Annotated in this window: 17 protein-coding genes and 1 riboswitch; of the genes, 3 read left to right on the plus strand and 14 right to left on the minus strand. The window is 71.1% G+C overall.

Features of this window, described 5'->3' with window-relative positions; translation table 11 throughout:
• Positions 1-2 precede the first annotated feature (2 nt).
• The 7 genes from IE239_RS04690 to IE239_RS04720 form a co-directional block, all read right to left on the minus strand.
• Positions 3-1,625, minus strand: coding sequence for a GMC oxidoreductase (locus tag IE239_RS04690; protein WP_450289917.1), 1,623 nt, complete (start codon positions 1,623-1,625; stop codon positions 3-5).
• Between the two features lie 170 nt (positions 1,626-1,795).
• Complete coding sequence (locus IE239_RS04695) at positions 1,796-2,938, minus strand: glycosyltransferase family 4 protein (RefSeq protein ID WP_190147960.1); 1,143 nt, start codon at positions 2,936-2,938, stop codon at positions 1,796-1,798.
• Positions 2,939-3,053: 115 nt separating this feature from the next.
• A complete protein-coding gene (locus IE239_RS04700; RefSeq protein WP_190147961.1) occupies positions 3,054-4,256 on the minus strand; it encodes a hypothetical protein in 1,203 nt (400 codons plus the stop codon).
• Positions 4,257-4,296: 40 nt separating this feature from the next.
• On the minus strand, positions 4,297-5,319 hold the full coding sequence (locus IE239_RS04705; RefSeq protein ID WP_190147962.1) for a C40 family peptidase: 1,023 nt from the start codon (positions 5,317-5,319) through the stop codon (positions 4,297-4,299).
• Between the two features lie 221 nt (positions 5,320-5,540).
• A complete protein-coding gene (locus IE239_RS04710) occupies positions 5,541-6,581 on the minus strand; it encodes a C40 family peptidase (RefSeq protein WP_190147963.1) in 1,041 nt (346 codons plus the stop codon).
• Positions 6,582-6,792: 211 nt separating this feature from the next.
• On the minus strand, positions 6,793-8,136 hold the full coding sequence (locus tag IE239_RS04715; RefSeq protein ID WP_190147964.1) for an NYN domain-containing protein: 1,344 nt from the start codon (positions 8,134-8,136) through the stop codon (positions 6,793-6,795).
• Positions 8,137-8,206: 70 nt separating this feature from the next.
• Positions 8,207-8,446: a hypothetical protein gene (locus IE239_RS04720; protein ID WP_095756136.1), complete on the minus strand. Its 240-nt coding sequence runs from the start codon at positions 8,444-8,446 to the stop codon at positions 8,207-8,209.
• A 183-nt stretch (positions 8,447-8,629) separates the two neighbouring features.
• Here IE239_RS04720 and IE239_RS04725 point away from each other — a divergent pair, with 183 nt between their 5' ends.
• Both IE239_RS04725 and IE239_RS04730 read left to right on the plus strand, forming a co-directional pair.
• Positions 8,630-9,415, plus strand: a complete 786-nt coding sequence (locus IE239_RS04725) for a rhomboid family intramembrane serine protease (protein WP_190147965.1) — start codon at positions 8,630-8,632, stop codon at positions 9,413-9,415.
• Positions 9,412-9,693, plus strand: coding sequence for an Lrp/AsnC family transcriptional regulator (locus IE239_RS04730; RefSeq protein WP_069771225.1), 282 nt, complete (start codon positions 9,412-9,414; stop codon positions 9,691-9,693). The genes IE239_RS04725 and IE239_RS04730 overlap by 4 nt, the downstream gene beginning before the upstream one ends.
• A 228-nt stretch (positions 9,694-9,921) precedes the next feature.
• Here IE239_RS04730 and IE239_RS04735 read toward each other — a convergent pair whose 3' ends face one another.
• The 6 genes from IE239_RS04735 to ctaE form a co-directional block, all read right to left on the minus strand.
• On the minus strand, positions 9,922-11,286 hold the full coding sequence (locus IE239_RS04735) for an aminotransferase class V-fold PLP-dependent enzyme (protein WP_190147966.1): 1,365 nt from the start codon (positions 11,284-11,286) through the stop codon (positions 9,922-9,924).
• Positions 11,287-11,451: 165 nt separating this feature from the next.
• Positions 11,452-11,568, minus strand: a riboswitch (SAM riboswitch).
• Positions 11,569-11,644: 76 nt separating this feature from the next.
• On the minus strand, positions 11,645-12,709 hold the full coding sequence (gene trpD / locus IE239_RS04740; protein ID WP_190147967.1) for an anthranilate phosphoribosyltransferase: 1,065 nt from the start codon (positions 12,707-12,709) through the stop codon (positions 11,645-11,647).
• A gap of 199 nt (positions 12,710-12,908) precedes the next feature.
• On the minus strand, positions 12,909-14,555 hold the full coding sequence (qcrB, locus tag IE239_RS04745; protein ID WP_190147968.1) for a cytochrome bc1 complex cytochrome b subunit: 1,647 nt from the start codon (positions 14,553-14,555) through the stop codon (positions 12,909-12,911).
• The gene (gene qcrA / locus IE239_RS04750; protein ID WP_190147969.1) at positions 14,552-15,610 is read right to left on the minus strand and encodes a cytochrome bc1 complex Rieske iron-sulfur subunit; all 1,059 of its coding nucleotides are present in this window, start codon (positions 15,608-15,610) and stop codon (positions 14,552-14,554) included. Before qcrA ends, qcrB begins: the two co-directional genes overlap by 4 nt.
• Complete coding sequence (qcrC, locus tag IE239_RS04755; RefSeq protein ID WP_190147970.1) at positions 15,607-16,419, minus strand: cytochrome bc1 complex diheme cytochrome c subunit; 813 nt, start codon at positions 16,417-16,419, stop codon at positions 15,607-15,609. The genes qcrA and qcrC overlap by 4 nt, the downstream gene beginning before the upstream one ends.
• Positions 16,420-16,482: 63 nt before the next feature.
• The gene (ctaE, locus tag IE239_RS04760; protein WP_190147971.1) at positions 16,483-17,103 is read right to left on the minus strand and encodes an aa3-type cytochrome oxidase subunit III; all 621 of its coding nucleotides are present in this window, start codon (positions 17,101-17,103) and stop codon (positions 16,483-16,485) included.
• A 178-nt stretch (positions 17,104-17,281) separates the two neighbouring features.
• Between ctaE and IE239_RS04765 the strand changes: the two genes are divergently transcribed.
• Entirely contained in the window at positions 17,282-17,686 is a 405-nt protein-coding gene (locus tag IE239_RS04765) for a response regulator (protein WP_069771219.1), read from the plus strand.
• A 142-nt stretch (positions 17,687-17,828) separates the two neighbouring features.
• Here the strand turns inward: IE239_RS04765 and IE239_RS04770 are convergent, their stop codons facing one another.
• A complete protein-coding gene (locus tag IE239_RS04770) occupies positions 17,829-19,082 on the minus strand; it encodes a L,D-transpeptidase (protein WP_190147972.1) in 1,254 nt (417 codons plus the stop codon).
• Positions 19,083-19,085 lie beyond the last annotated feature (3 nt).

Consider the following 19,085-nt stretch of genomic DNA (forward strand, 5'->3'; position numbering starts at 1 on the left):
CGTCATGGCGCGATGTCCTCCGCGAGGACCCGCGCCATCGTGCGTTCGGCGAGCGCGGTGATGGTGACGAACGGGTTCACCCCGATGTTGCCGGGCACCAGCGAGCCGTCGGTGACGTAGAGCCTCGGACAGCCCTTCACCCGGCCGTAGTCGTCGGTGGCCTTCCCCAGCACGCAGCCGCCCAGCGGGTGGTAGGTGAAGTCGTCGGCGAAGACCTTGCTGCCGGAGCCGAACAGGTCGTAGCGGTAGATGGTGGCGTTCGCCGCGTTGATGCGGTCGAACAGTTTCTTCGCCATGCCGACCGAGACGGCGCTCTGCGCGGCGCTCCAGCCGAGCTTCACCCCGCCCGAGGCGGCGTCGTAGGTGAACGTGGCGCGCTGCGGGTTCTTGGTGATCGCCAGGTAGAGGCTGACCCAGTGCTCGAGGCCAGTGGGCAGCGGGGCGATCTCCGCGAAGACGGGGTTGGCGGTGTTCGCCCAGTCGTCGATGCCCATGACCGGCATGGTCGACTGGTTGGCGCCGACGGTGTCCCACAGGTGGTTGGCCCGCCCCAGCATCACGTTGCCGTTGGTCCCCCAGCCCGCCCCCACGTCGGCGTTCAGCGCGGGCAGTGTGCCGGTCTCCCGGGCCCGGACGAGGAGTTCGCTGGTCCCGAGGCTGCCGGCGCCGAGGAACAGGTAGGTGCAGCCGTACTGCTTGGTCTCCACGACCCTGCCCGTGTCGTCGATGCGGTCGGCGGTCAGGACGTACGTCCCGTCGGCGGCCCGGCTGACGCCGCGCACCTTCTCCATGGTGTGGATCGTGACGTTGCCGGTGCCGAGCGCCGCCGCCAGATAGGTCTTGTCGAGGCTCTTCTTGCCGTGGTTGTTGCCGTAGATGACCTCCTGCCCGAGGGCCGACCTGACGGCGGTGCCGGCCTCCTCGCGCTGCATGTAGCCGAAGTCGTAGACGCTCGGCACGAAGGTGGTCTTCAGGCCGGTGTTCTGCGCGTGCTTGCGGGAGACGCGGGTGAACCGGTACCACTCGGTCGACTCGAACCAGGCGGGGTCGACGCTGTTGACGCCGAGCATGGCGCGGGCGCGCGGGTAGTACGTCGCGTACATCTCCGCCGCGTCGACGGTGGGGAACTGCTCGGCGAAGTACGACGGGAGCGGGGTGACCGCCATGGAGCCGTTGACCAGGGAGCCGCCGCCGACCCCGCGGCCCACGAAGACCGACATGTGGTCGAAGTGCACACGGTCCAGGACGCCCGGGTACAGGCCGATGTCCTTGTTGACGAGGTCCAGCCACAGGAAGGTGGCCAGCGGCGCCTCGGTGCGGGTGCGGAACCACATGGACCGCTGGTCGGGGGCGGCGGTGTTGCAGAACACCTTTCCGTCGGCGCCGGCCGTGTTCCACAGCCGGCCCATCTCCAGGACGAGGGTGCGGACGCCGGCCTGGCCGAGGCGCAGTGCGGCGACGGCTGCGCCGTAGCCGGAGCCGACCACGATCGCGGGGGCGGACTCGACCGCGGCGGGCTCGGCCTCCCGGGCCGACTGCAGACCCACGCGGGTGAAGCCGAGGGAGGCCGCCGTCTGGAGGGCGGCCATACCAAGTATGTGACGTCTCGTCAGCTGATGCTGCATCAGTTTCGCTGTCATGTGCGCAGCATCAGCGGATTTTCGCCCTCCGCCTAGAGGAAAAGGGAGAAAAGTCCAGGGCCTGTCGTTCGGATCGGCTCGCACGGCACCGACGACGACGCCGCAGACGCGCGTGCCGGCCCCCGCGTTCTGCGGGGTGATCCGAACGGCGGGCTCTAGAGCAGGGTCTTCAGCTGCTCCGCGAGCAGGTCCCAGCGCCACTTCTCCTCGACCCAGAGCCGGCCCCGCTCCCCCATCCGGCGGCGCAGCCCGGCGTCCCCGAGGAGGGCGACGATCCGCTCGGCGGCGTCCGCCGGGGAGCCGCCCCGCACGACCCACCCCGTCTCGCCGTCCAGCACGGCGTCGGGCGCGCCCCCGGAGTCCCCGGCGACCACCGGCAGTCCGGTCGCCGACGCCTCCAGGTAGACGATGCCCAGCCCCTCGACGTCGAGTCCGCCCCGCCGTGTCCGGCACGGCATCGCGAAGACGTCACCGGCGCCGTAGTGGGCGGGCAGCTCCGACCAGGGCACCGACCCCGTGAAGCGCACGGAGGCGGCCACCCCGCTCTCCCGCGCGAGCCTGCGCAGGTCCTTCTCGTACGGCCCGCCCCCGACGATCAGCAGCACGGCGTCCGGCTCGGCCGCGAGGATCCGGGGCATGGCCAGGATCAGGGTGTCCTGCCCCTTGCGGGGGACCAGCCGCGAGACGCACACGACCACCGGCCGGTCGGTCAGCCCGAGCCGCGCCCGCACCTCGTCGCCGCCCGAGCCCGGATGGAAGGTCTTCTCGTCGACGCCCGGCGGCAGCTGCACCATCCGGCCCGCGGCCTCGGCGCTCAGCGCGGTCGCGATCCGCGCGCGGGTGTACTCGCCGAGGTAGGTGATCGTGTCCGTGTGCTCACCGATCCGGCCGAGCAGCTGCCGGGCGGCGGGCAGCTGCGCCCACCCTGCCTCGTGCCCGTGCGTGGTGGCCACCAGCCGCTCGGCGCCCGCCCTGCGCAGCGCCGGCGCCATCAGCCCGAGCGGCGCGGCCGCCCCGAACCACACCGACGTGCATCCGTGCTCGCGCAGCAGCGCGGTCGCCCGCCCGGTCGCCGCGGGCGTCGGCAGCAGCATCGTCGTGGCGGCCCGGACGACGGGGAAGGGCTGCTCCGCGTCGAATGCGGCGGTCGCCTCGACGCCCTCACGGGAGCGCTTCCAGGTGGACGCGTGGACGACGAGCCGGTCGGGGTCGAGCCGGAGCGCCATGTTGTGCAGGAACGCCTGGATCCCGCCCGGACGGGGCGGGAAGTCGTTCGTCACGATCAGGGTCTTGTGCATCGCGACCGACCCTATCCAAACGCTCCGCACCGCCGCGCACGGCAGCGGTGCACAGCGCTGGAGGATCACGAGCGCCATGGGGACGACGGCCGCGGGAACGCCGCCGCCGGGAACCTCAGCCGAGCTGGGCCTTCAGGTAGTCCTGCCAGTCGCTCGTGAACTCGGGGAGGGACGTGCCCAGGACGTCCTTCAGCGCGCCCTCCACCGCCCCCGGCCGCTCCTCGTGCTCCCCGACGGCCCGGTAGAACGCGTCGAGCCGCGTCTCGCCCCACCGTCCGGCGATCATCCGGCAGGCCAGCCAGCCGCCCTCGTACGCCTCGGCCAGCCGGCCCGCGTCCCCGGAGAACGCGAAGTCGCCGTCCGGGGGCAGCGCCGCCGGGACGCTCCCGGTCCTGACGGAGTGCTGCAGTTCCGGCGCGACCTCGGGCGGGGTGCGCCCGGTGCCGCGGTAGCCGACCCAGTCGGCGTACCCCTCGGACAGCCACAGCGGGGTGGCGGCGCCGGTGTGGGCGCGGGTGGCGACATGCGTCGTCTCATGGGTGAGGACCACCTGCCGGCCCATCCGGCCGAGCATGCCGTAGGCGTCGGGATTGACGATGACCCGGTCCGCGGGCGCCTTCGCCCGGCCGCCCGTCTCGCCCGTCGTCACCGCGGCGATCCCCCGGTAGGCGGCCGCGGGCGAGCCGAGCAGCCCCGCCATCCCCGCCAGCGACTTCGGCACCAGGACGACGACGCGGCCCGCCCAGGCGGTGCCCCAGGCCGCCGACACCGCGGGGACGGCGTCGTCGGCCAGTTCCGCGAAGGACCGCAGCCGCTCGCCGGACTGCCCGGTCCCCAGCACCAGACTGTGCGCCCCCCGCACCACGTTCACCGTGCCCTGGTCCCACAACTGCTGGCCGGTCTCCTCGGCGGGCTTCTCCGACGTCACCGACCACCGTCCGCCCGCGTTCAGAGCCAGGCGCACGGTGCGCTTCACCACCACCGGGGCCCGGTCGTAACCCTCGACCCGGTAACTCAGCTCGGCGTCCGCGGTGGCGGCGTCCCCGCCGCGCCGCAGCGCCGTCACCCGGTAGGACCAGGCCGCCAGCGGAACGGCGCGCACGGCGGCGAACCCGGCGGCGCTGCCGGTGGCCGCGTAGGCGCGCGCGTCGTGGTGGAGGACCGCGGCGGCCCGCCGGTCCAGGAGCCTCTGCACATCGGCCCGCGCGCCGCCGGTGGCGGGGCGGCCGCCACAGGCGACCAGGGAGGCGAGGAGCGTGACGACCACCGGCCAGGGCCCCGCGACCCGTGATCCGCGCATCCGCCGTCGACCAGTCATCCACCCGATCGTACGGCGGCCGTGCCGGACCGGCCGGGGGTCAGGGCCTGGTGACGGACGAGACCGGCATCATCCCGACCGGGTCGTAGCGCACGGGCGCGCCCGGATAGGGGGCGTGGATGACCTGGCCGTTGCCGACGTACATGCCGACATGACTGGCGTCGGAGCGGTAGGTGACGATGTCGCCGGGCCGGACCTGGGAGAGCGGGACCCGCCGGCCGGCGTGCGCCTGGGCCTGCGAGGTGCGCGGCAGCGAGACGCCGGCCTGCGCGTACGACCACTGCACGAGGCCCGAACAGTCGAAGCCGGCAGGCCCGTTGGCGCCCCACACGTACGGCTTGCCCAGCGCGGAGCGGACGGCGGCCAGCGCGGCGGCCGCCCGGCCGGACGCCGGGACCGGGCCGGAGAGGCCGGGCAGGTACGCGCGGCCGGAACGGGAGGCGCGGTCGTAGGCGGCGCGTTCCCCGGACGGCAGGGAGGCGAGCAGTTCCCTCGCCTCGGCGAGCTTCCGCTCGATGGTCCGCTTGTGGCCGACCACGGCCTTGCGGCTCCTCTCCAGTTCGGCGAGCTTGCGGGCGGCGTCGGAGTGTTCCTGGGCGAGCTCGCGCAGGGCGCCCTGCAGCTCCTGGAGTTCACCGGCCTGGCGGGCGGTGATCCGGTCCAGGACGGACGCCTTGGCGAGGTACTCCTCCGGGTCGTCGGAGAACAGCAGCGCCAGGGAGGGGTCGAGACCGCCGGAGCGGTACTGGGCGCCGGCCAGCGAACCGAGCCGATCGCGCAGGCCGTTGACGCGCGCCTGCTGCCGGGCGATGTGGTCCTGGGCGTCACCGATCTGCCTGCGCAGGGCGTCGGCGCGTTCGCCGGCCTCGTCGTAGGCCTCGGTGGCCTTCTCGGCCTCCTCGTAGAGACGGTCCACCTCGGCACTGGCCCCGTCGTGCGGTGCGGCCGTGGCCGGTACGGCGGACACGGCGCCGAGGGCGGCGGCCGCGACGGACAGCACGCTCAGGGCGCTGCGGGCGCCCCGGTCGGACCCGGACTGTGCAAGGCGGCGATGGGACCCCACGGGAAGCCGCGCTCCTTCCACCGGTGAACAGGGAAACGCGGCAGACAGTAGCCCCGCGACCGGGGGTCGGCCAAAGACCCCGGCGGGCACGCACAGTGACGCCCCGCCGCTGACGCAGGTCACCGGCGGGGCGTGGGGTCACTCCTCGTCGTCATGATTCGCCCGTTCGGGCGGGGTGGTGTCCTGATCCCGAAGCGGATCGGACCCCGGTCCGGCGTGGATCAGACCCGGACGCCGAACATGAACGGGCCGCCGATCGTGCCCATCGACTCGTAGCGCACGACGGTTCCGGTGCGCGGGGCGTGGATGATCTGGCCGTTGCCCGCGTACAGACCGACGTGGTGCAGGTCGTTGAAGAAGAACACCAGGTCGCCGACCTTGAGGTCGCTCTGCGAGTAGATGCGCGTCCCGATGTTGGCCTGCGACTCCGAGGTCCGCGGGATGCCGACGCCGGCCTGTCCGTAGGCCCAGGAGGTGAGGCCCGAGCAGTCGTACATGGCGGTGCCGGTGGAGCCGTAGTGGTAGGGCTTGCCGAGCTGGCTCTGCGCGGCCTGGAAAGCGGCCATGGCGCGGCCGGAGCCGGTGGGGGCGTCGCCGAGGTCGACCCGCTGACCGGCGTCCCGGCTGGCGCGGGTGTCGGCGGCGGCGAGGGCGGCCTTCTCCTTGGCCGTCAGCGTGTTGAGGAGCTTGCGCGCCTCCGCGAGCTTGGCCTGGACTTCCTTCTTCTTCTTGCCCAGTTCGGTGCGGGTGGTGGCGAGGTCCTTGAGCTTGCCGGAGGCCTCGGCGCGCTGCTGGGCGAGCTCGCGCTGTTTCTCCTGGATCTTCTTGAGCGCCTCGACCTGCTGGGCGCTCAACTGGTCGGCGGCCGAGGCCTTGTCCAGGAAGTCGTCCGGGTTCGAGGAGAGAAGGAGCTGCAGGGAGGAGTCTATGGACCCGGTGCGGTACTGGGCGGCGGCCGCGAGACCCATGGAGTCGCGCAGCTCGTTGAGGTCAGCCTGCCCGCGGGCCACGTTGTCCTGGATGGTGGAGATCTCCTTCTGGAGCTTCTCCTGCTTCTCCTGGGCCCCGTTGTACGTCTCGGTGGCCTGCTCCGCCTCTTCGTAGAGCTTGTCGACCTTGCTCTTGACCTCGTCCTTGTTGAGCTTCTCGCTGGGCGCCGCGTTGGCGGCCTGGGAGCTCAGCACGACGGCAGCGGCGGCTGCGGTGGTCAGCACGGTCACGCGTGCGCGACTCGGCTGCTTGGGTCGACGGTGGGACGCCACGGAGACGGGCTCCTTCTTTTGAGTGATCACCCGTGTGGAGGTTCGAGGCCTGACCTTAGTGACCTCGCCGTGATCAGTTCAAATCCCCAGAGGAAAAAAACCCTCACGCACCGCAGTTTTTTCACACAACTCACGAGCAGTGATGCGCGATTGACGCTACGTTGCGTGATGATTGCGTCAATTCGGTCATTAAACCTGCGAACTTCGACCTTCAGGACAGGCGCTTCAGAAGCACCGCGGAAGCCACCGGCCGGGCGCCCGCCTCGGCCACGCCGTCGGCCACCTCGCGGTCGGTCGAGGCGACGATGACCGGACGGCCGGCCGGCTCGGCACGCACCAGCTGACGGATCAGCTCGTCGGCCGTCACGCCCGGCTTGGAGAACAGCACCCGCACCCCACGCGGCGGCGCGAGCAGCACGGGAGCGACCAGTTCGGCCCCGTCGAAGACACAGGTGACCTCGGCGCCGGTCTGCGCGGCGAGCTGCGAGAGCTGCCCCAGCAGCCGCAGCCGCTGCTTCTCCAACGGCATCTGCGGATAACCGGTCTTGGTGACGTTGTAGCCGTCGACGACGAGATGCGCCTGCGGCAGCGCGAGCAACTGGTCGAGAATGGCCGGATCGTGCTCCGACAGGGCCCGGGCGGCGATGTCCTTCGGGGTCATCCGGCCCGGCTCGACGGCGTCGACCGTCTCCGCCGGTCGCACCGACACCGGCGGCAGCGCCAGTTCCCGGCGCAGCCCCTGGGCCGCGTCGAGCACGGTGTCCAGCAGCAGCCGCACCCGCATGTCCTCCACGCTGCGGCCCTCGCGCGCCGCCCGCCGGGCGGCCTCCAGCGCGGCCTCCGCCTCACCCAGCCGCGCCTTCAGACGCCGGGACTCGCTCTCGGCGGCCGACACCTGGGCATGGCCCTCGGCGCGCACGGTCTCCATCTCGCCCTGCGCCTTGCGCAGCGCCGCCTCACCCCGCTTGACGTCGCTGAGCGCCGAACGCAGCTTGCGGTGCAGCGAGTCGGTCTCCTTCTTCGCCGCGTCCAGCTCGGCGCGCAGCCGCTCGGTGTCCGTCCGGGTCTGCTCCCGGGCCCGGTCGAGCTCCTCGCGCAACCGCCGCAGTTCGGCCCGGCTCTCCTCGTCGGCCCGCTCCGCGTCCGCCCGCTGGGCCTCCTCGCCGGCCGCGGTGACCAGCTTCACCCAGCCGGCGGGTCGCAGCACGTAGGCCGCGGCCGCCACGTCGAGCGGGTCCACGGCCGGGGTCGGCGAGCCGGAGTCGAGGGCGCCGGACAGTTCCGGCTGGACCTCTCGGAACTTCTCGGCGATCCGCTGCCTGAACAGGGGATCGGTCTCCAGCGCGGCCGCCATCGCGTTCCCCGCGAACTTGGCCCGCCGATTAGGGGCGAACCGGGCGTACTGGCGAAGCTGGGCGGGCAGTTCGCCGACAGTCAGCCCGCCGAAGCCGTCGGAGACGATCGTGACGACCCTGCGCCGCACGCCGTCCGGCAGCGGACGGTCGAGCATCTCGGCGGCGCCGTCGCCCGGCCCCCCGCCTGCGCTCTCCACCATCCGTCACACCCCAATACTGTGCGGGGCCGCCACCGCCCTCGACGTCGCTCGAGCGGGCGGACCGCCTCCGTCAGGAACCGGCGCCCGGCCGGTCCACGAGTTCCACCTGGTCCACGGCGTTGCACCAGCGGCACCGCACCGACTCGATGGTCTCACTGACCACGTCACGCTCCTCGACCTTCGGCTCGCCGGCGAGGTCGAGGTGCACGTACTCGACGACCTTCGACGAGCGCGTCACGTCGAACCGCGTGAGGTTGCCGCAGAGCGTGCAGCGCCACCGCGTGGTGGCGGTCGGCAGGGGAACCGTCATCGTGACTTTCCGCTTCCTTCTAGTGTCCCGCTTCTGGTGCCGGGGTCGGGCCGGAGGCTCCCCCGTGCGTGTGGCTCGTAACCCTACGGCCTGGCGGGTACTCGCCGCCCGTCCGTCCACGGGGGCCGTCCGGCGGCGAGGCGGTCGAGTCGAGTGTGTCCCGTTAAGTCATGATTTGCAGTCATGATCAGCAACTGCTACGGGACGGTCCGCAGAGCGTTCCGCACTTCCCCGGCGCCGGTCACCCATGGCTTGATCGCCCTGTGCTGCCTGATCTTCGTGATCGGCCCCGCCTCGGGCCTCAATCCGGCGTACGGCGCCGGCGGCGGGCTGACGGTCGCGCAGCGCTCCTACTTCCGGCGCTGGGGCGTGGTGCCCGCCGAGCTCTTCGAGGGCGCTCCAGGGGCCGTCCTGAGCCCGGTCACCGCTCTCTTCGTCCACGGCAGCTGGGTGCATCTGCTGGGCAACATGCTCTTCCTCCACGTCTTCGGGGCGATGGCCGAGCGCCGGATGGGCCGCATGGAGTTCACGCTCTTCTACACCGGCTGCGGCTACCTGGCCCTGCTGGGCTACGCGGCGGCCAACGCCGGGTCGGCGCAGTCCCTGGTCGGCGCCTCGGGCGCGATCTCCGCCGTGCTCGGCGCGTTCCTGTACCTGTTCCCCCGGGCGCGGGTGACCAGCCTCCTGCCTTTCCTGTTCTTCCTGCCGCTGCGCTTCCCCGCGTGGGTCGTGCTGCCCTTCTGGGCGGCCCTGCAGTGGGTGGGGGCGGGGCGGGCGTCCCAGGGGCCGGGGGTGGCGTATCTGGCGCACCTGGTCGGCTTCGGCCTCGGGCTCCTCTACGCGTGGGCCCGCTTCGGCGGGCGGAAGGGCGCCGGGGGCGGCCCCGGCAGGGCGGCGGGGGGAGACGGGCGGGCGACTAGAGTGAAGGCCGCCCCAGCCCCGGCCCCCGAGGGAGAGAACCAGCCGTGATCACCGCGATCGTCCTCATCAAGACCAGCGTGGACCGGATCCCCGAGATCGCCGAGCGGATCGCCTCGCTGGACAGCGTCAGCGAGGTCTTCTCCGTGACGGGGACCTACGACCTCATCGCGATGGTCCGGGTCAAGCAGCACGAGGACCTCGCCGAGGTGATCCCCGGCAGCATCAGCAAGATCCCGGGGGTCGAGGGAACGGACACCCACGTGGCGTTCCGCACGTACTCGCAGCACGACCTGGAAGCGGCCTTCGCCATCGGTCTGGACTCGTAGACGTTCCGCCCCGCACCCCGCGGGGGCCGGCCCCCGCGCCGGTCACAGGCCCGCCCCCGGGGACGACGCCCCCGCACCGAGCCGCCGCCCCCGAGCGGCGGCGGCCCTCCGCCCCGGCACGGCCCGCCACGGCCGCGTCCGCCTCTGTCTCGCGCGGTGTCGCCGAGCGAGCGCGGCCGCGGGACCCGCAGGGCCGGCCCCCGCGCGCAGGGGCGCCGGGGCCACCGGTCAGTTCACGGACGGGACGCAGCGGCCGTTCTCCGTGTGGTACTTCCACTTCGCGCCCTGCGTGACCAGTTCACGGACCGCCGTGACGAAGCGGTCGACGTGCTCGTCGGGTGTGCCCGCGCCGAAGCTCACCCGGATGGCGTTGAGGGACTTCTCCCCCGGTGCCGCCTCGGGCGCGCCGCACTCGCCCTGGGTCTGCGGGTCGCCGCCCAGAAGGGTGCGGACCAGGGGGTGGGCGCAGAAGAGGCCGTCGCGGACGCCGATGCCGTACTCGGCGGACAGGGCGGCGGCGAAGTGGGAGCTGTTCCAGCCCTCGACGACGAAGGAGATCACGCCGACCCGGGGGGCGTCGTCGCCGAAGAGGGACAGGATCCGCACCTCGGGGACGTCGGCCAGCCCCGCCCGCACCTTCGCGATCAGGTGCTCCTCACGGGCGACCAGACCGTCGAAGCCCGCCTCCGTCAGCGCCTTGCAGGCCGAGGCGATGGAGTAGGCGCCGATCACGTTCGGGGAGCCGGCTTCGTGGCGGGCGGCGCTCTCGTGCCACTCCACGTCCACTCCCCCGTCCTCGCGCCGGGTGACCTTGCGGCTCGCGCCGCCGCCCGCGAGGTAGGGGTCGGCCTCGACCAGCCAGTCGGCACGGCCGGCCAGCACGCCGCAGCCGAAGGGCGCGTACAGCTTGTGGCCGGAGAAGGCGATCCAGTCCACGTCGAGGTCGCGGACCGACACCGGGTGGTGGGGGGCCAGCTGGGCCGCGTCCAGGACGATCCGGGCGCCGTGGGCGTGCGCGGCCGCCGCCAGCTCGCGCACCGGCCACAGCTCGCCGGTGACGTTCGAGGCGCCGGTCACGCAGACCAGGGCCGGCCCGTGCGGATCGCGCTCGGCGAGGGCCCGCTCCAGCGTCTCGACGGCCTGACGCGGGCTGCGCGGGGCGTCCAGGAAGGTGACGCGGGCGTCCTTCCAGGGCAGCAGGGAGGCGTGGTGCTCGGTCTCGAAGACGAAGACCTGGCAGCCGGCGGGGAGCGCGGCGGCGAGCAGGTTGAGGGAGTCCGTCGTCGACCGGGTGAAGATCAGCTGGTCGTCGGGGCGGCAGTCCAGGAACTCGGTCACCGTGCGGCGGGCGTTCTCGAACAGGTCCGTGGAGAGCTGCGAGAGGTACCCGGCGCCGCGGTGCACGCTGCCGTAGTAGGGGGCGTAGGCCGCCACGTCGTCCCAGACGCGCTGCAGGGCGGGCGCGCTGGCCGCGTAGTCGAGGGCCGCGTAGGCGACCTCGCCGCCGGTCACGAGCGGGACGGTGACATCCCGCCCCAGAACGGGCAGCGGTGCACAAAGAGTACGGGCGGTGGCAAGGGTGGAGACGGACATGGCGGACTCCCGTGAGAGGCATGGCGGAGCCACCGTGCGGGCGGACATGGCTCCGGCACGGAGGAAGGCTGAAAGGGGATGCGGAGGCGGGGCTCTACGCCCTAGCGCATTCGCTTGCTCACGGGAGACTCCCTCGAACGACCCAGGACCCCTGGTCTCGCGAGGGGTCCGCGCTTGCCGTGGACCTTGCTGTCCACGGCCTGGTCTTCACCCGGGGCACCCCGCCACGGACGGAGGGTTGCCGGACAGTCGGCCGGGGCCTCATGACTGTCACTCATGACCTGGTACAGGAAACTACGTCAGGTGATCGTCGCCCCGCAACCCGTGTCCGGATCGCGGGACGACCGCCGTCGGGGCGTCACGCGTTGCTGGCCGCCACCCAGCGCTCCAGCGCCCGCTTGGCCGCGCCGGAGTCGATCGACTCGGCCGCCCGGTCCATGCCGGCCCGCAGCTGCTCGGCCAGCGGTCCGGCGCCCGGTTCGAGCGCCACCAGCGCCGCCGCCGAGTTCAGCAGGACGGCGTCGCGCACCGGGCCCGTCTCGCCCTCCAGCAGACGGCGGGCGACCTCCGCGTTGTAGGACGGGTCGCCGCCGCGCAGGGCCTCCACCGGGACGAGTCCGAGGCCGACGTCCCGCGGGTCGAAGCTCTCCTCGACGACCTTGCCGTCGCGCACGACCCACACGCGCGAGGTGGCCGTGGTGGTCAGCTCGTCGAGGCCGTCGTCGCCCCGGAAGACCAGGGACGAGTTGCCGCGCTCGGCGAAGACGCCGGCGACGACCGGCGCCATGCGGGGATCGGCGACCCCGACGGCCTGCGCCGCCACCCTGGCCGGGTTGGTCAGCGGACCGAGCACGTTGAAGACCGTGCGGATGCCCAACTGCCCGCGCGCCGCGCCCACATGACGCAGCGCCGGATGGAACTTGACCGCGAAGCAGAAGGTGATCCCGGCCTCCCCGGCGACCTCCGCCACCCGCTTCGGGGTCAGCTCCAGGTTGACGCCGAGCTTCTCCAGGACGTCCGAGGCGCCGGACGCGGAGGACGCGGCCCGGTTGCCGTGCTTGACCACCGTGGCGCCCGCGCCGGCCACCACGATCGCCGACATCGTGGAGATGTTCACCGTCTTCGCGCCGTCGCCGCCCGTGCCGACGATGTCGACGGTCGGTCCCGGCACCTCGATCAGGTTGGCGTGCTCGTACATCGCCCGGACCAGCCCGTTGATCTCCGCGACGGTCTCGCCCTTGGCCCGCAGCGCCACCACGAACCCGGCGATCTGCGCGTCGGTCGCCTCCCCGCGCATGATCCGGTCCAGTGCCCAGAACGTGGCGTCCGCGTCCTGGTCGCGGCCGTACAGCAGACCGTTCAGCACCTCGGGCCAGGAACGGCCCGCCGCGGTGTCGCCTCCAGCGGGGGTCACAGCGCTCATAGCCGCTCCTGCATGTGTCGTCGTGAGTCGAGTGGTGTGTGGTCTGTGGTGCGCGGTGTGTGGTCCGTCCCCGCACGCCGCGCGTCGCGCGTCGTTGAACCGGGTGGACCCCACCACCCTATCCAGCCGCGGGCACGGCGAAGGGCCCCGTCCGAAGACCGGACGGGACCCTTCCTGTGGCGTGGCGACGCCTCAGCGATCAGTGGTGGCCGTGGCCGCTCGTGATCTCCTTGTACTCCTCGACAGTGGGCTTCGGGATCTGCTGGTCCTCACCGAAGTACGCTTCGGTGATCTTGGCGCGGAGCTTCTCCTTGCCCGTGACCTTGCGCTCGACGCCGTTCTCGTCGACGGTGGCGCCGATCGCGGCCGGCGCGTACTGCTCGTGCGCCGTGAGGGTGTGCAGCTGCTCCTGGCTGAGCGGCTCGTGGATCTCGATGAACTCACCGTGCGGCAGGCGCTTGATGGTGCCGGTCTCGCGACCGTGCAGCACCTTGTCCTTGTCGCGTCGCTGCAGGCCGAGGCAGATCCGCTTGGTGGCGATGTACGCGATGACCGGTCCGACGAAGAAGAAGATCCGGACGAACCAGGTGATCGAGTTGATCGACAGGTGGAAGTGGGTGGCCCACAGGTCGTTGCCACCGCCGACCAGCGTGATCATGTACATCGTGACCCAGGCGACGCCGAGCGCCGTGCGGGTCGGCGCGTTGCGCGGGCGGTCCAGGATGTGGTGCTCGCGCTTGTCGCCGGTGATCCACGCCTCGATGAAGGGGTAGAGCGCCAGCGCCGCGAGGACCACGCCGAACAGGACCAGCGGGATGAACACGCCCAGGACCAGCGTGTGGCCCCAGAGGTTGATCTCCCAGCCCGGCATGAAGCGGATCAGGCCCTCGGCGAAGCCCATGTACCAGTCGGGCTGGGCGCCGGTCGACACCTGGTCCGGGCGGTAGGGGCCCATGGCCCAGATCGGGTTGATCTGAGCGACGGCGGCGATGGCCGCGATCACGCCGAAGACCAGGAAGAAGAAGCCTCCGGCCTTGGCCATGTACACCGGCAGCAGCGGCATGCCCACGACGTTCTTGTTGCTCTTGCCGGGGCCCGCGAACTGCGTGTGCTTGTGGTAGAAGACCAGGATCAGGTGGCCCACCATCAGGCCCAGCATGATGCCCGGCAGCAGCAGGATGTGGATCGAGTAGAACCGCGCCACGAAGTCGTGGCCGGGGAACTCTCCGCCGAACAGGAACATCGAGATGTACGTGCCGACGATCGGCATCGACAGGATCGCGCCCTGGGTGAAGCGCACACCGGTGCCGGAGAGCAGGTCGTCCGGGAGCGAGTAACCGGTGAAGCCGGTGAACATGCCCAGGACGAACAGCAGGAAGCCGAACAGCCAGTTGACCTCACGCGGCTTGCGGAACGCACCCGTGAAGAACACGCGCATCATGTGCACGAACATGCCGGCGAGGAAGATCAGCGCCGCCCAGTGGTGGATCTGCCGGATGAGCAGACCGCCGCGCACGTCGAAGGAGATGTGCAGGGTCGAGCTGAACGCCTCGGACATCAGCTGTCCCTGGAGCGGGACGTAGCTGCCGTGGTACTCCACCTCGTTCATCGACGGGTGGAAGAACAGCGTCAGATACACACCCGTCAGGATGATGATGATGAAGCTGTACATGCACACTTCGCCCAGCATGAACGACCAGTGGTCGGGGAAGATCTTGCGCATGTTGGACTTGGCGAGGGAGTAGATCCCCAGCCGGCCGTCGGCCCAGTCGGCGATCCGCTCGCCGGCCGGCGCCTTCCCGCGCTCGCGGGCCCCGGCGCTCTCGTGGTTCTCTGTCGTGCTCATCCGCGCTCCCAGAAGGCAGGACCGACGGGCTCTTCGAAGTCGCCGAGCGCCTGAAGGTAGCCCTCGTCGTTCACGCCGATGCGCAGCTGCGGCAGGGCGTGACCGGCGGGGCCGAAGATCACTCGGGCACCGTCGGAGAGGTCGAAGGTGGACTGGTGGCAGGGGCACAGCACGTGGTGCGTCTGCTGCTCGTACAGGGAGATCGGGCAACCGACGTGGGTGCAGATCTTCGAGTACGCGACGATGCCCTCGTGCGACCACTCGAGCTCGCGCTTGTCCTTGATGTTGTCCGGCTGCAGCCGGACGATCATCAGGGCCGCCTTGGCGATCTCGTTCTGGAAGTCCTCGTCGTGCTCCTCCAGGCCCTCGGGCTTGGCGAAGGTGAGAGAACCGACGGCCACGTCCGACGGACGCAGCGGCTCGTTCGTGTTCATGTTGACGAGCAGCTTGCCCTTGGCCCACAGCGTGTGCCGCAGCTTGTCCTCGGGCAGCGGGCCGAGGTCGCGCAGGAGCACGACACCGGACAGCGGCACCAGGGCGACCGCGCCGAACAGCGTGTTGCGGATCAGCTTGCGCCGGCCCATCGCCGATTCCTTGGCGCCCTGCCTGAAGTCCGCGTGGACCTTCGCGCGGACCTCGGGGCTCGCGGCGATCGGGTGCCGCTCGTCGGCGACCTCGACGTCCGACATCAGCGTGCGGGCCCAGTGGACCGCGCCGGCGCCGATGGTGAACAGCGCCGTGCCCAGGGTCAGACCCAGCGCGAAGTTCAGCGCGCTGAGGTGGCCGATCGGGAACACGAAGATCGACTTGTCGGCGGGGATCGCCACGTACGAGGCGATGAAGCCGACCGTGGCCAGCATCGACAGCGTGAACAGGAAGGCGACCGCACGCTCGGACCGCTTGGCGGCCCGCTCGTCGATGTCCTGGACGCGGTGCTCGTGGGGCGGCAGGCCGGGGTCGGCGAACGGGTTCTTCTCGTCCGCCACGCCCACCGCGCCGTGCGCGTGGTCCTGCTCTGCGGGCAGGTTCTCTTCTGGAATGTCTTGGCTACTCATGACTTCTTGGCCTTTGCGGTCCGAGCGGCGACCCAGACGGCGACCGCGATCAGGGCCCCGAGACCGAAGATCCAGGAGAACAGGCCCTCACTGACCGGCCCGAGGCCGCCCAGCTCCAGACCACCGGGGTTGTCGGTCTCGCTGCTGTTGACCGCGTGCAGGTACGCGATGATGTCCTTCTTGTTCTGCTCCGACAGGGTGGTGTCGGGGAAGGAGGGCATGTTCTGCGGGCCGGTCTGCATGGCCTCGTAGAGGTGCTTCGGGTCCACGTCCTCCAGGGTGGGAGCGAACTTGCCCTTGGTGAGGGCGCCGCCCTTGCCGGTGAAGTTGTGGCACTGCGCGCAGTTGGTGCGGAACAGGTCGCCGCCCTTGGCAATGTCCGCGCCCTCCGGGCCGTACTCGGCCTTGGTGGGGACGGCCGGTCCGGCGCCGAGGGAGGAGATGTACGCGGCGAGCTGGTCGATCTCGGCCTGCGTGTAGATGTTCTTCTTCTTCACCACCTGCGGGCCCTGGGAGGTCGCCGCCGGCATGCGGCCGGTGCCGACCTGGAAGTCGACGGCCGCGGCGCCCACGCCGACCAGGCTCGGACCGTCGGAGGTTCCCTGACCGCCGGTGCCGTGGCAGCTGGCGCAGCCGACGGCGTAGAGCTTCTTGCCCTCGTCGATGGTGAGGGACTGGGCGCTGTCGTCTGCCTGCGCCTTGCTCGCGGGCGCGAACGCGGCGTACAGCCCCCCTGTGCATGCCAGCGCGAGGAGTAGGACGACGAGCGCCGCCAGCGGATGGCGTCGTCGTGCGGAGAGCTTTTTCACGGATTACCCCGGTGTCAGGATCTTCTGCGTCGATGCTTGTGGAAGTGCGGGAGCGGGCCCCGGCTACTTGATCAGGTAGATCGTGGCGAAGAGGCCGATCCAGACGACATCGACGAAGTGCCAGTAGTAGGACACGACGATGGCCGCGGTCGCCTGTTCGTGGGTGAACCTCTTGGCCGCGTAGGTGCGCCCGAGGACGAACAGGAAGGCGATGAGGCCGCCCGTCACGTGCAGGCCGTGGAAGCCGGTGGTCAGGTAGAACACCGAGCCGTACGGGTCGGAGGAGAGCGAGAGCCCGTCCTTCTTCACCAGCTCCGTGTACTCGTAGATCTGACCGCCGATGAAGATCGCACCCATGATGAAGGTGACGATGAACCACATCCGCAGCTTCTTCACGTCACCGCGCTCGGCGGCGAAGACGCCGAGCTGGCAGGTGAGGGAGGAGAGCACCAGGATCGTGGTGTTGGTGGCCGAGAACGGAAGGTTCAGGGCCTCGGCCATTGCCTTCCAGTGATCAGGACCCGTCACCGATCGCAGGGTGAAGTACATCGCGAAGAGGGCCGCGAAGAACATCAGCTCGGAACTCAGCCAGATGATGGTTCCGACGCTGGTGAGGTTCGGTCGATTGACCGACGGGTGCGCGTGCCCGGTGTCTACTGTCGTTGCTGTCGCCACGACCGACATTATGTCGGTCCCTTATCCCGCCCTCACTCCGGGGGGTGCCGTTCGGAGTGTCCGTACCGTGTGTACTGCCCGGATGGCCCATCGAAGCCGTGTTCCAAGCGGTGTTGAGGGGGTGGGCGAGGGAGTAGCATCCGCGGCATCGGTTCTGTCCGTACGACACTGATGTCACGGAGGAAGCATGCAGGCGACCGCCACCGTGCTGGTCTACAGCGACGACTCCAACACGCGGGAGCAGGTACGGCTCGCGACCGGCCGCAGGCCCGCCCCGGACGTTCCCGTGGTGGAGTTCCTGGAGTGCGCGACGCCTGCGGCGGTGCAGCGGGAGCTGGACCGGGGCGGCATCGACGTCGTCGTCCTGGACGGGGAGGCCGCGCCCATGGGGGGCATGGGGCTGTGCCGTCAGCTCAAGGACGAGGTGTTCCGGTGCCCGCCGGTGCTGCTGCTCATCGGACGGCCCCAGGACGCGTGGCTCGCCACCTGGAGCCGGGCTGACGCGGCTGTGACGCTGCCTGTGGAGCCCGTGGAGTTCGCGGGGGCCCTGGCGTCCCTGTTGCGGACGAAGAGGCTCCAGCAGAGCGCGTAGCGCCTGCCGGGGGGCGGGGTGCGGCGGTGCCGCGGACACGGGTCCGCGGCGGTCTGCCGTGCCCGCCCGCGGAGCCGTGCCGGTCACGGCCCCGCACCTCCGACGGCCCCGCACTCCCGACGGCGCCTGCGCGTGACCGCGCTTACACGGCTGCCGGGCTCAGTCGTGCCGTCTGCCGGTTCGTCTCCTGCTTGCCGCCGGTCAGCGCGCTGCCCGTCGTCCACTTCGTCCAGTCCACGTTCCAGTCTCCGAAGCCGTTGCCGAACGTCTCCATCGTGTTGCCGTTGCTGTTGACGACCTGGACGACGTCGCCCGGGCGGATGTTGTCGAAGAACCACTCCGCGTTGGACGTGCTCATGCCCGTGCAGCCGTGGCTGACGTTCTCGTAGCCCTGGGAGCCCACCGACCAGGGGGCGGCGTGGACGTACTCGCCGCTCCAGGTGACGCGTGTGGCGTAGTAGACGGGCAGGTCGTAGGAGTCCGAGGAGCCCTCCGCGATGCCCACGGTGGTCCCGCGCATCCGCACGAAGTACTCCTTGCCCAGGACGACCTTGACGCCGTTGCGGGTCTCGAAGCCGGGCTTCCCGGTGGTGACGGGGATCTGCTTGATCTCCTCGTTGTTCTTGAAGACCGTCAGGGAGTGCGACGCGGCGTCCGTCACGGCGATGACCCGGTCGCCGATGGTGAGCTTGAGCTCCTTGGCCGGGCCTCCCCACAGCCGGTCGCTGATCTTGATGCCGTCCAGGTTGCTGCGCACGCGGACGGTGGCGTGGGCGGGCCAGTAGTCCTTGGGGCGGTAGTGGAGTTCCTTGTCGTCCACCCAGTGCCAGCCGCCCTCCACGGACGGTGAGGAGGTGACCTTGAGGCCGCGCTCGACGACGGCCCGCTGGGCAGGGTCCTTGACGGGCTGGTCCAGTTTGGCGGTGACGGGCTGGCCGACGCCGTACTCGCCGGCGTCGGGGCCGAACTCGACCGCCAGCCGCTTCTTGGTGGTGGGCTTGCCGGTGTCGAAGGCGAGGACGCGGCGGCCGGGCGCGCCGTCGTCGTCCTCGGTGCTCACGCGGACGGTGTAGTGGGCGCCTGCGGCCAGCGGCTCGGTGCTGTGCCAGCGACTGCCGTCGGCGGCGAGTTCGCCCGCGAGGTAGCGGCCCGTGCCGTCCATGGCGGTGACGTCCGTGATGCGGTCGCCGTCCTCCGCGGTGACCTGCAGGGGCTTGTCCGGGTCGGCCTTGCGGCCGTCGCCGTCGGGGGCGTTGAAGGAGATCTGGTCCGTCGCGTCGTAGGGGCGTGCGGAGAGCGGATCGTCGTCCGAGCTGCAGGCGCTTGCGACCGCGCCCAGGGCGATCACCAGCAGGGTGCAGCCGACGACGGTGCGAGGGCGGGGTTCGTGGCTCATGGC

Source organism: Streptomyces humidus (genome assembly GCF_014649655.1).
In the GTDB taxonomy this organism is placed as follows: domain Bacteria; phylum Actinomycetota; class Actinomycetes; order Streptomycetales; family Streptomycetaceae; genus Streptomyces; species Streptomyces humidus.